The organism is Rhizobium sp. P2_G2 (assembly GCF_056403555.1).
Map to the genome: position 1 here is coordinate 89,119 of NZ_JBFUFF010000004.1, position 11,037 is coordinate 100,155.

The following is an 11,037-nucleotide window of genomic DNA, read 5'->3' on the forward strand; positions in this document are numbered from 1 at the left end:
GCCGGCGGTCATTCGTCTTGCGCGTCGCCGCGCCCAGGGCCGAAGCCCCTAAAACAGTCTCAAGCCCGGCACCCGTACCCTCAGCCGATAAAGCGTGCTCGAAGCGGTGATGTAGAGGCTCTTCAGATCTTCGTCGCCGAAGGTGAAGTTGGCGCAAGGCTCCGGCATGCCGATGACGCCGAGCACATTGCCCGATGGATCGAAGACATGAATGCCGCCCGGCCCGCAGCAATAGACATTGCCGACGCTGTCGATCTTCATGCCATCCGGCGCGCCCTCGCCTTCACCAGTCGTCTCGGCCCAGACTGCGCCACCGGTCAGTTGACCTTTCGGCGTGATGTTGAAGACGCGGATATGCTGCCGTTCGGTGTCGTTGACGAACAGGCGCGATTCATCGAGCGAGAAGCAGAGCCCGTTCGGCTGGCCGAAGTCGTCTGCCAGGAGCGTCAAGTCGGATCCATCAGGATTGACCCGGTAGACGCCCCGAAACGACAGCTCCAGCTCGCGCGGCACGCCATAATATTCAACCCGCCCGAAGATCGGGTCGGTGAAGTAGATCGCCCCGCCGGTCGCCACGACGATGTCATTGGGGCTGTTGAGTTCCTTGTCGCCGTAATGCGTAGCGATTACCGTCGTCGAGCCGTCTGCTTCCTGGCGGGTGACGCGGCTCAGCGCATGTTCGCAGGTAAGCAACCGGCCCTGCCGGTCGAGCGTGTTGCCGTTCGCCTTGTTGCTCGGCCGGCGGAAATCCTCGATCGCGCCGTCCGGCCGCCGGATATACATCCGGTTCTCCGGCATGTCGCTGAACACCAGCCATTTCTCATACGGGTGCCAGACGGGGCCTTCGGTGAAACCCATGCCGCTCTTGATCACCTCAAGAGCACCATCGCCGACCACATCGGCAAAGCCGGGATTGCGGGTCATCAGTGTCATGGGGCTAACGCGACGGTTTCACGGCCTTGTTGCCGCCGACATACCAATCGCCGCTCTCGACATCTTCGAACACGACCCAGATAGCATCCATCGGCAGTTCGGCAACGTCGGCGATCACTTCCGTCACCCGATGCGCAATCTCTTTCTTGCGCTCCTCGGAATGACCCTTGAGAATCTGGATATTGACGAATGGCATTGGGCGTCCTCCCCGCTTCCTGCTTTTGGCACAGTAGGACACGGGCGGATGAGAGGCGCCAGCGCACAAACCACAGCTTGGACTGTGCGTTTACACACTCTTAATAAGTTGGCTATTGCTTACGAATATCCTTGGGCGGAGTGGGCCGTTCCAGCCAGGCATCGAGATTTTCCTGCTCGCGCCGGAGCGCATCGATGTTGATCAGCCCGCGCGCCAATGCGAGATAGATCGCCCTTGTGCGCGAATTGAACATCGAACTTTCGCCCGCGCCTTCATCGAGATCGGCAAGGCCGAGTTTTTCGTAGAGATGGCGGATGCGCGCCTGGGCGCCGCGTGTCGACAGCCCGCGCCGCATGGCGATCGCCTTGTCGGTCAGGCCGAGCGCCACATCGATCAGGCTTTCATATTCGCTGTCGGTAATGCCTTCCAGCCGGTCCTGGACGCGATGCTGAATACCGCGCACCTCGCGATCGATGATGCAATGGCCATCGACGAAGACGCCGCGCAATGCCGAGCGCATGCCTTCTTCCGACGCCGATTTCAGCACATAGCCATAGACCGTGCCCGGCGGCACGATGCGGGCGACACCACGGACATAAGACTCGTCAGCGAAGTTCGACCAGAACAGGATATGCGTGTCCCGGCTATGGCTCCAGATCGAGCGCGCCACTTCGATGCCGGTGGCCTTGGGCAATTGCAGGTCGAGCACGACGCAAGGCGGCTGGTGGCGGCGGGCCAGATCGATGGCGACGTCGCCCGCTGTTGCCTCGATCACGTCGACATCCCCGGCCCACAAATCCTCGACGGTGCTGCGCGCAAAGGCGCGATGCAGCCCGTCATCCTCGGCGATCATCACCAGCATCAGTGTCTCTCTGTCGTTGTCATGGGAATTTCGGGTGGCGCTGCGTCAGCCGGCCGGGGTATTTCGATCGCGACACGCGTACCACCCTTGCGGCTCGCACGCCGGATCCTCAGCCGCGCACCGATCAGCGCCGCCCGCGTGTGCATATGGCCGATGCCGCCGCCGGCATTCGGATCGACGGTGTCGCAGCCGCGCCCGTCGTCGGTGACGACGATCCGCAGCAGAGCAGGCGTTGCCTCGATCTTCACCTCGATACGCTGAGGACCGGCATGCCGCACGGCATTGTTGATCGCCTCCTGCGCAATGCGATAAAGCGCCGTCAGGATACGTTCCGGCAAGGCTTCCGCCGCCCCGCCGGATTCATCATGCATCCTCACCGCGATCGACGGCACCGCGCGGCTGACGCTGCGGTTGAGATGCGCCTCGATCGCGTCGCGCAAGCCGAAGAGTTCCAGCACGCTCGGCCGCATGTCGTCGACGATATGGCGCAGCTCGGTCAGGCAATTGACGACTTCGCCTTCCAGTTCCGCGAGTTGCGAGACGCCGGCAATGCCGTTGCGGTGCATCGCCGAGACCTGCCGTACGACGCGCGCGAGATCGGCGAGCGTCTGGTCGTGCAGATCCATGGCAATCCGCCGCCGTTCGCGCTCCATACCTTCTGTAAGTCGAGACGCACCTATGCGCAGCAGTTCCTCGCGATTGCGTGCCTCGCTCTCGGCGATCAGCGCCCGGCGCGCCTCCTCGGCCTGGCTGAGCGCGAAAATATAGGGCGCGATGAACTCGGCGCAGTGCCGCGCCGTCTCGACATCGATGTCACAATAGCAATCGGGCGCATGCCGGCTGACATTCAGCGCGCCGACGATATTGCCACGCGCCTTTAGTGGCACCACGACGCGGCTCCTGAGCTCAGCGGCAAAGATTGGGCCATCGGCAGCGCCGGCGAAGTGGAAGCGGGGGTCCTTCAGCGCATCGCCGCTGAGGAGATGGTCGACCTCGCCGCGCAGCACCGCCCGGATCGGGCTCATTTCGATCTGCAACGGATGCAGCACGGATTCGCTCCAGCTGGTGAAGCAGCCGGTCTCATAGCAGACATGACTGCGGCCGTCCTTGAGCAGCACGGCGATGTCCATATGGTCGTGCGGCAGCAGCCGGCCGATCTCGGTCGCCGTCGCCCGGAAGGCGGCGCCGACATCGGTATAGCCGGAAAACGCCCGCGATATCGCCAGCAGCCGATCGACCAGTTCCGTACCGGGACTGAGCATGAATTGCACTCCTCCATGCACCATTGAGGACGATCATGCCATCTTTCGGGAAGGTTGGCATCCTGTTCTATATCCGATGTTTAGGACAGATTGGGATGGCGGCCCTGCCGTATTTGGAAAAGACCCTCTCTGGCCTGCCGGCCATCTCCCCCACAGCGGGGGGAGAAGACTCGCGGCACCCGCTCGGCTCAATTGGGGCGCAGTGGGTGCGGCTGGGTTTGGGGCGGGGTCTTGGCGTCATATGCGATTGCGCCGCCGTAATAACGGGGAGAGGACTTGCGCAACCGGTACAGTCGCCAGTCCAATCACAATCTACCAGCTCAATACGATCCGCCCCTTGCTCTTCGACGCGAGCAGGCCCTTGGCGAGATCGGCTACCTCATCGAACTTATGTTCGAAGATCATATCATCAAGCGGCCGCTTGGCGATCGCCGCACCCACCCGCCTCCAGGCGGCGGCGCGTTTTGCCTGCGACGCCATGACGGAATCCACACCGAGCAGGTTGACGCCGCGCAGGATGAACGGCGCCACCGATGTCGGCAGGTCCATGGTCGCGGCGAGACCACAGGCGGCGACCGAGCCGCCATATTTCGTCGTCGACAGGATATTTGCCAGGATCTTGCCGCCGGCAACGTCGATGCCGGCCGTCCAGCGCTCCTTGGCGAGCGGTTTTGGGTCCTGCTCGAACTCGCCGCGCGCAACGATATCCCTCGCGCCCTGCGCCCGCAGATAGTCTTCTTCCTCCGGGCGGCCGGTCATCGCGACCGCGTGATGACCCGCGGCATCCAGCAAGCGCAGCGCAAAACTGCCGACGCCGCCGGTGGCGCCGGAGACGACGATCTCGCCCGAGCCGAGCGGCAATCCATAGGCTTCGAGCGCGTCCAGCGCCAGCGCCGCGGTCACGCCGGCCGTGCCGACCGCCGCGGCATCGCGGCTCGAAAGATCATCCGGCAGTTTCACCAGCCATTCGGGTTTCAGCCGCGCCCGCGTCGAATAGGCGCCCCATTGCGTCTCGCCGAGGCCGAAGCCGGTGGCGATAACGCGGTTGCCGACCTTGAAAGTGCCCGACGCATCCTCGCGCACCGCGCCAACCAGATCAATGCCGGGCACCATTGGAAATTTGCGCGAAATCGGCGCCAAACGGGTAATCGACAGCGCATCCTTGTAATTGATCGCCGAATGCAGGACGTCGATCAGTACAGATTCTGGCGGCAAATCGTTTTCAGAATGCTCGACCCAGCCGCCAGCGTCGCCTTTGTCCTTGAAAATCCAGCTTTTCACCGCAGTCTTCCTCCTCACTTGTCCAGTCGCGTTAGCCCAGTTGTTGCAAAAGGATTGCAAGCCAAACTCTCGCGGCATTGGCAGGGTGCAGTAAATAGAAGGCAGCTGAAAACCCAGGCGCATCGCCTGATGGGATATAGCCAAGGTGCAGAAGGAAGCCTCACCTAGCCTTTTGATGCCGGCGCGGCATCGTAATACGCCTTCCAGACTTTGTAATCCTCCTTGACGGCGTGCTCGGCCGTCTGGGCCGCATCGTGCAGCCAGTTCGGATGCCTTGCTGCAAGATCTTCGACGATAGGCTGCCGTCCCCGATTACCGGAGAGATGGATCGCAGCCAGGTCGGCGCCCATCTTCTCGAGAAGTTTGCCATTGTATTTCGCTGCCCGACCGTCGGTCAGATCGATCTTGTGGGAATCGAAGGCGATACGCCGCACGATATAGCCGGGACGAACCTCGAGGAAAGGATCTGGCGCCCGATACCTGCCTCTCGCCAGCTCCATGAACAGGGCGCCGTCATTGCTGCCTGCCGGGTCCCAGGCGGACGGCACGAGCGCCTTGGCCTCCCGCAGGACCTTACCGCCGCGCCACAGGCCGATAGCGAGATAACGCGGCCGGCCAAGCGAGCCTCCTCCCTTCTGCCAGGTGCGGATATCGATATCCTCGGTCTCGCCGGGAAGCAGGGCTGTCAGCAGTGCCACGACATCCTCGGGGACATTCTTCGTCTTTTGCGCTTCCGCGAGTTCGTCATCGAAAGAACTTGCTTCTTCGTGCATATCGTAGAGCAGCCCTTGAAACCAATCCGCCGCGCCCACCACAAATGGCTGGGGTTGGTCGAGGCCACTGTGATAGCCGGTCAGGATCGCATCTATAGCCTCGTCATCGCCGATCGGCAGGGTCTTGGCCAGACGCGCGCTGGTGGCGAGCCGTACCAGATCGTAGGTATAGGGCAGGATAGCGGCTTCGTCGAAATCATTGACGCCCCAGACAAGGCGACCTTCCGCATCCCGCCATGTACCCCAGTTTTCAATATGCGCGTCGCCAACACTCGGAACCTGAGGCGCGTCGGCAAGTGCAGACAGAAGAAGGGGAAGTTGCCTGGCGAACCGGTAGCACGTGGCGCGGAAGAACCGGAAACCGTTCCTCGCCATCTTCTCATGCTTCTCATCCAGACCCTGTTTGACAACCGGGCACTGCTGGCGCAGCCAGGTCTCATAGGCTTTGGTCTCTTCGACGATCGTGGGTAAAGACATCGACAACCTCCCCTTGGTCCTCTCTTGTATACGGGCGGCTAAGCGATATAGCGCCGACGATGAGCCACAGACAGCAACAACACAAACTTCCTCGCCGCAAGCTTGACAAAGAGCAAGTTCCGACTGCCTCGATCGGACCGCGGTCAGACAGTCCAGACGCTTCGGAGGAATGTCATGCGCGTCATTTCGGCCTTGCCGGCCTGCTGCTCGCAGCACTCATCACGGTGGTCTTGGCCTATCCTGCTGCCGCGGCCGTGGCCTGCCCTTCCTGCCACGATTTCACTTCGCTTGGCGACAATATCTACATCGACCGCACCATGCAGCAGGTCGAACGAAGGCAGACGGAACAATTCATCACAGAGGCCCGCGACAAAGTGTCCTCATTCTACGGCGAGCGGCGGGGGGATCCGCGTATCCTTGTCTGCGCCAGCGACGATTGCTACCGCAAGATGGGCGGCGGATCGCGCGGCATGGCGATGTTCGGCATCGCACTCGTGCTTGCGCCAGGCGGCGACAATCCGGTGATCGCGGCGCACGAACTTTCGCATATCGAGCTGCATCGTCGAACCGGCCGATGGAAGACATTCGAGCGAGCCGTGCCGCAGTGGTTCGACGAGGGCTTGGCAGTGGTCGTGTCCGGCGACCCGCGTTATCTCAAGCCGGAGGGCGCGGCCGATCGATGCACCGCCGCACCGGCGGCCGACCTGCCGGCGTCGCGCGCAGACTGGGTCGAGCATGCCGAGCGCGACGATCTCTATCCGAAGGCGGCGTGCCGGGTGCTGCGCTGGATGAACACACATGGCGGACCAGCCGCCATCGACCGACTTGCCGACGCAATAGCCGGCGGGATCGGACTTCGCAACCGCGACCCGATAGTGCGAAGATTGAAGGCACGGCGATCCACCGCGACAACATGTGCTGAAGGGGCGGCACTTCTGCCGCCCCGGCACGCTTCACCGCGACGCGAGCACACCGTCCGGGCTGGCCTGGTCGACCGCCGATGGCAGATGCTGGGCGAGCAAGTGCGGCACCTGATCGACCGAGACGCCGAGCTTGGCCGCGATCTGCTGCAATTGCCCACTGCTCAGAACGGAGTTGATCTCGTCGGCCGTCAGCGGCACGTTGTCGCCCTTGCCCAGCCAGGAATTGACCTTGGAGCCGAGGCCGGCCTGGTTGAGCTGGTTGACGATACCGTCCATGCCGCCAATCTCGGTGAACGCCTCGGACAACAGCCCGCTTACGCCGCCCGGATGCGATGCAATGGCATTCTCCAGAATTCCCGTGAGACTATCGAACAGGCCCATATCATGACGCCTTCAGTTTCGCGTTGCAGAGCGAGTAGAAACCGCCGCCCTTCTGGATCCACTTCAGGCCACCCAGCGTGTTGGCGGTCTTGTTGGCATGATACGCGTCAACGCAAGTGTGCATGCGCGCCTTGCCAGCAGATTCCTTGGCGTATTTCGCATCGACCTTGGTCGGGAAGTTCACGCCCGACGGCGCCGTTACCGTCGGCTTCGCCGGCTCGGCATTCTCATTGGCCTTTTCGGTCACTTCCGGCTCGGCTTCGGCGTCAGCGCCGCACTGCGACTTGCGGAAGTCGTTCCACTTGACACCGTTCAGCGTGTTGTTCTGCTGAGCGAGCTTATATTTGGCACTGCACTCTTTCATGGTCAGCGCGGATGCCGAACTGGCCGATAGGCCAAGCACGGCGGCTGACCCGAAAAGTGCGAGTGTTGTAAGGATTGCAGCGCGAGTGATCATAGGAATTCCCTTCCTGTTGCATCGTGGCCACGCGACTATCAACCCGGTAAAATTCCGTGTCAATCGGGCAAAGCCGCCGATGGTCCGGAAATATAACTATTGGCCTCAAGCTGACTAGAACATGAACGAAACCAGTGCGTTGCAGCATCGCGCGCGCAATTTGTCAGATCCAAGGAACAGAAATCCTTTCCTCTCTCTTTCCATAATTGACGGACATCATGTAAGCCGAAGTTGAACCCTCCGAAGTGAAAGATTTGGCCATGGACCAGGCGAAGCCACAAAAAGGCAGCGGCAACCGGCTGACCAGCGGTCCCATTCCAAGCACGCTTCTGCTCTTCGCCCTGCCGGTGCTTGGCGCCAATGTCCTGCAATCGCTGAATGGCTCGGTCAATGCTGTCTGGGTCGGCCGCTTCCTCGGGCAATCGGCGCTGGCCGCCACCTCAAATGCCAATCTCGTGCTCTTCCTGATGCTCGGCACCATGTTCGGCATCGGCATGGCGGCGACCATTCTCGTGGCGCAGTCGGTCGGCGCCCGCAACCTGCCGGAGGCCAAACGCATCGTCGGCACCAGCGCGGTGTTCTTCTTCCTCGTCTCGGCGATCTTCGCCATCGGCGGCTGGTTGTTCGTTGACACCATCCTGTCGCTGCTCGGCACACCCGCCGACGCCATGCCGCTGGCGCGGCAATATCTCCGCATCATCTTCGTTGCCGTGCCGGCGATGAACCTTCTGAGCTTCGTCATGACCATCCTGCGCGGCGCAGGCGATTCCCGCACGCCGTTCTTGTTCATGGCGCTGGCGGTGGTGCTCGACATCGCGCTCAATCCGCTGCTGATCGACGGCATCGGCCCTTTCCCGAAACTCGGCATTGCCGGTTCCGCCACATCGACACTGATCGGCCAGACGGTCAGCGTGGTCGCGATCCTCATCCTGCTCTATGCGAGAAAACATCCGCTCAGGCTCGCCGGCGCCGATCTCCGGCTGTTGATCCCCGATCCGAAGTTGCTCCGGCTGGTCATCTTCAAGGGCATCCCGATGGGCTTACAGATGATCGTCATCTCCGTATCGGCGCTGGTGCTGATGGGACTGGTCAACGCCTATGGATCGCAGACGGCCGCCGCTTACGGCATTGCCGCCCAGCTCTGGACCTATATCCAGATGCCGGCGCTGGCGATCGGCGCCGCGGTCTCCTCGATGGCAGCGCAGAATGTCGGCGCCAAACGCTGGGATCGGATCGGCAAGATCGCCGGCGCGGGCATCGCCTTCAACCTGGCCATGACCGGCACGCTGGTGGCGCTGCTCTTCGTCTTCGACCGGCCGGTGCTTGGCCTGTTCCTCAGCGGCAATACGGCGGCAATCGACGCCGCGACGCATATCAATACGCTGGCCTCGTGGTCATTCGTCCTGTTCGGCGTGACGATCGTGATCTTCGCCACCGTCCGGGCCACCGGCGCCGTCACCCCGCCGCTGATCATCCTGACGATCTCGCTGCTGGTGGTGCGCACCAGCTTCGCCTACGGCTTCAAGGACGCGCTTGGCCCGGAGGCCCTGTGGTGGAGTTTTCCGGTGGGCTCGATCTGCTCGCTCGTGCTGGCGATCGGTTATTACCGATTCGGCCGCTGGCGCAGCATGCACATGATCGAGGAAGAGCGCCCCGCCGCCGGCGAGCCGCCGGACACAGGGCTGGGCGTGCCCAGGCAAAGGGCGGCGATGGGGGCCGAGACGTCGTGACGCCGCACGCGCTCGATTGACCCGGCCATCAAGCTTCGGGAGTGGTCTTCCCGACGGCGTCATTTGCCTCCACCGCGTCCAAAATCCGGCGAAGCGCGGCACGTGCCTCCTGCCGGGCGGAGCCGTCCATGGTTCCCAAATTGGCGACAATCTGCAGACCGGGGACATTTTCCTTGAGCACAAATGCGGCATCGTCGGCCAAATCAGGCAAAATCACCTCGTAGGGGATGACTTCGCGTGAAATGCCCTTGAAGCGGGTCGGCGCAAGCGGCACGGCAACCACCAGATCCTGTACATGCGCCCAGGTTTCATAGCTCATGACAATGCCGCCCGGCTTGGCGATGCCCTCCAGTCGCGCAGCGAGATTGGCCTCCGCGCCAATGATCGTATAGTCCATGCGCGATTCCGAGCCGAAATTGCCGACATTGCAATAGCCTGTATTGATCCCCATGCGGGCACGGAAAGGCTGTTCGAAACCACGCCGCCGCCACTTGCGCTCCAGATCGGCAAGGCGATGCTGCATGGCGATCGCCATGGTGACACAGGCGCGTGCGTCCTCGACCACGCCATGGCTGATGGGGTCGCCGAAAAAGGCGACGATGGCGTCGCCGATGAACTTGTCGATGGTCGCGCCATGCGCCTCGGCAATGCTCGACATCTCGGTGAAATATTCGTTGAGCAGCGTCGTCAGTTCTTCCGGCTGCAGCCGCTCGGTTGTGGCGGTGAAATCCTTTATGTCGGAAAAGAACACCGTCAGCTTCTTGCGCTCCGTAGAGATCGCAACGTCCTTTTCGCCGTGGAATATCGTCCGGTAGATCTGCGGCGACAGATATTTGGAAAGGCTGGCGGAAATCTTCGACAGGAAGTCGTTCTTCAGTTGCAATTCGGCATTCAGCCCCTGGAATTCGCGCGCCAGCCCGAACTGACCGATGGCAAACATGAGGCCAAAACCGCCGGCAACCGCCATATAGCTCAACAGCCAGCGGAACGACAGTACACTGAACGCCAGCGGCTGCTGCACCGTTATCGCCTGGATGCCTCTGACATCGCCAACCTTCCAATCTTTCTTGGGGCTCTGCGGATGCGTGTTGTGGCAGGCGACGCAGGCACTCGCCATGACGATCGGTGTCGCCACGGTGATCTTGCGGTCGAGCAGGCCACCGATGATCTCAGTCGAGACTTTCGACGTTCCATGATCGGCTTCGAACTGGTGCAGGGCCGCGGTTTCGAACGCGGTGAGCTTGTACGGCTTGCGATTGGTGAACGGGAATTCCGAAACGAAGCGATAGTCGACATCGCCCTCCTCGTCACCGATCGACCGGCCGAGCTCGATGGACAGCGTCGCCGGAATCGGAATGCCGCCCGGCGTGTCATGATAGGTGCTGAGCGGATGCGCCACGCCGTTTGCGGCAATGACACGATTGACCACATTGGTGGCGTAGTAGGATCGAAATGCTGTGATGACGTGGTTGAGGGTCGTTGCCTGGCGGCGCAGATTCTGATCCGAAATGTTGCGAAGATCGAGCCAGACGCAAACAGGCAGCAGCGCTACGGCAAGAGCGATGAGCGCCACCACCCAGAAGGGGCGTTCGAGAAAGAAGCGGCTCAGCACTTTCACAGTCATTCCCGCGCAATTTTTCAGCCAATGCCGCCATCTCATCCTCGACGGGATGAAAAAGCAAGTTCAAAGGCTGAAGGCGCAGTAAAAAATACTTCGCAAACGCGGACAGACTATCCGCAATTTGGAAACCCAAGAGCGTAA

At 61.7% G+C, this 11,037-nt stretch carries 11 protein-coding genes; 1 reads left to right on the top strand and 10 read right to left on the bottom strand.

The features are described from left to right. Positions 1 to 48 precede the first annotated feature (48 nt). The 9 genes from AC1D06_RS05245 to AC1D06_RS05285 all read right to left on the bottom strand — a co-directional run bounded on the left by AC1D06_RS05245 (position 49) and on the right by AC1D06_RS05285 (position 7,545). The gene (locus AC1D06_RS05245) at positions 49 to 933 is read right to left on the bottom strand and encodes an SMP-30/gluconolactonase/LRE family protein (protein ID WP_477985431.1); all 885 of its coding nucleotides are present in this window, start codon (positions 931 to 933) and stop codon (positions 49 to 51) included. 4 nt (positions 934 to 937) lie between these two features. Continuing rightward, positions 938 to 1,129: a tautomerase family protein gene (locus AC1D06_RS05250; protein WP_477877702.1), complete on the bottom strand. Its 192-nt coding sequence runs from the start codon at positions 1,127 to 1,129 to the stop codon at positions 938 to 940. Positions 1,130 to 1,241: 112 nt separating this feature from the next. Beyond that, positions 1,242 to 1,991: a response regulator transcription factor gene (locus AC1D06_RS05255; RefSeq protein WP_477877703.1), complete on the bottom strand. Its 750-nt coding sequence runs from the start codon at positions 1,989 to 1,991 to the stop codon at positions 1,242 to 1,244. After that, entirely contained in the window at positions 1,991 to 3,253 is a 1,263-nt protein-coding gene (locus AC1D06_RS05260; RefSeq protein ID WP_477985432.1) for a GAF domain-containing sensor histidine kinase, read from the bottom strand. The genes AC1D06_RS05255 and AC1D06_RS05260 overlap by 1 nt, the downstream gene beginning before the upstream one ends. Positions 3,254 to 3,565: 312 nt before the next feature. After that, positions 3,566 to 4,534 (bottom strand): acrylyl-CoA reductase family protein, encoded by a 969-nt coding sequence (locus tag AC1D06_RS05265; protein WP_477985433.1) that lies wholly within the window; start codon positions 4,532 to 4,534, stop codon positions 3,566 to 3,568. Positions 4,535 to 4,698: 164 nt separating this feature from the next. Then, positions 4,699 to 5,784 (bottom strand): DUF2252 family protein, encoded by a 1,086-nt coding sequence (locus AC1D06_RS05270; RefSeq protein ID WP_477985434.1) that lies wholly within the window; start codon positions 5,782 to 5,784, stop codon positions 4,699 to 4,701. A 380-nt stretch (positions 5,785 to 6,164) separates the two neighbouring features. Further along, the gene (locus tag AC1D06_RS05275) at positions 6,165 to 6,584 is read right to left on the bottom strand and encodes a hypothetical protein (protein ID WP_477985435.1); all 420 of its coding nucleotides are present in this window, start codon (positions 6,582 to 6,584) and stop codon (positions 6,165 to 6,167) included. A 153-nt stretch (positions 6,585 to 6,737) separates the two neighbouring features. Continuing rightward, positions 6,738 to 7,088 carry a YidB family protein gene (locus tag AC1D06_RS05280; RefSeq protein ID WP_477877708.1) on the bottom strand — a complete coding sequence of 117 codons (351 nt, stop codon included), beginning with the start codon at positions 7,086 to 7,088 and terminating at the stop codon, positions 6,738 to 6,740. Between the two features lies 1 nt (position 7,089). Further along, positions 7,090 to 7,545, bottom strand: a complete 456-nt coding sequence (locus tag AC1D06_RS05285) for a hypothetical protein (protein ID WP_477985436.1) — start codon at positions 7,543 to 7,545, stop codon at positions 7,090 to 7,092. Positions 7,546 to 7,805: 260 nt separating this feature from the next. On the opposite strand from AC1D06_RS05285, the gene AC1D06_RS05290 reads away from it, so the two are divergent. Then, positions 7,806 to 9,275 (top strand): MATE family efflux transporter, encoded by a 1,470-nt coding sequence (locus tag AC1D06_RS05290; RefSeq protein ID WP_477985437.1) that lies wholly within the window; start codon positions 7,806 to 7,808, stop codon positions 9,273 to 9,275. Between the two features lie 28 nt (positions 9,276 to 9,303). Here AC1D06_RS05290 and AC1D06_RS05295 read toward each other — a convergent pair whose 3' ends face one another. Beyond that, positions 9,304 to 10,899 carry an adenylate/guanylate cyclase domain-containing protein gene (locus AC1D06_RS05295; RefSeq protein ID WP_477985438.1) on the bottom strand — a complete coding sequence of 532 codons (1,596 nt, stop codon included), beginning with the start codon at positions 10,897 to 10,899 and terminating at the stop codon, positions 9,304 to 9,306. Between the last annotated feature and the right edge of the window lie 138 nt (positions 10,900 to 11,037).

Bases quoted from the DNA above. Each gene is read 5' to 3' on its own strand.
- AC1D06_RS05245 (WP_477985431.1), bottom strand. From the start codon at position 933: ATGACACTGATGACCCGCAATCCCGGCTTTGCCGATGTGGTCGGCGAT.
- AC1D06_RS05250 (WP_477877702.1), bottom strand. From the start codon at position 1,129: ATGCCATTCGTCAATATCCAGATTCTCAAGGGTCATTCCGAGGAGCGC.
- AC1D06_RS05255 (WP_477877703.1), bottom strand. From the start codon at position 1,991: ATGCTGGTGATGATCGCCGAGGATGACGGGCTGCATCGCGCCTTTGCG.
- AC1D06_RS05260 (WP_477985432.1), bottom strand. From the start codon at position 3,253: ATGCTCAGTCCCGGTACGGAACTGGTCGATCGGCTGCTGGCGATATCG.
- AC1D06_RS05270 (WP_477985434.1), bottom strand. From the start codon at position 5,784: ATGTCTTTACCCACGATCGTCGAAGAGACCAAAGCCTATGAGACCTGG.
- AC1D06_RS05275 (WP_477985435.1), bottom strand. From the start codon at position 6,584: ATGTGTGTTCATCCAGCGCAGCACCCGGCACGCCGCCTTCGGATAGAG.
- AC1D06_RS05280 (WP_477877708.1), bottom strand. From the start codon at position 7,088: ATGGGCCTGTTCGATAGTCTCACGGGAATTCTGGAGAATGCCATTGCA.
- AC1D06_RS05285 (WP_477985436.1), bottom strand. From the start codon at position 7,545: ATGATCACTCGCGCTGCAATCCTTACAACACTCGCACTTTTCGGGTCA.
- AC1D06_RS05290 (WP_477985437.1), top strand. From the start codon at position 7,806: ATGGACCAGGCGAAGCCACAAAAAGGCAGCGGCAACCGGCTGACCAGC.
- AC1D06_RS05295 (WP_477985438.1), bottom strand. From the start codon at position 10,899: ATGACTGTGAAAGTGCTGAGCCGCTTCTTTCTCGAACGCCCCTTCTGG.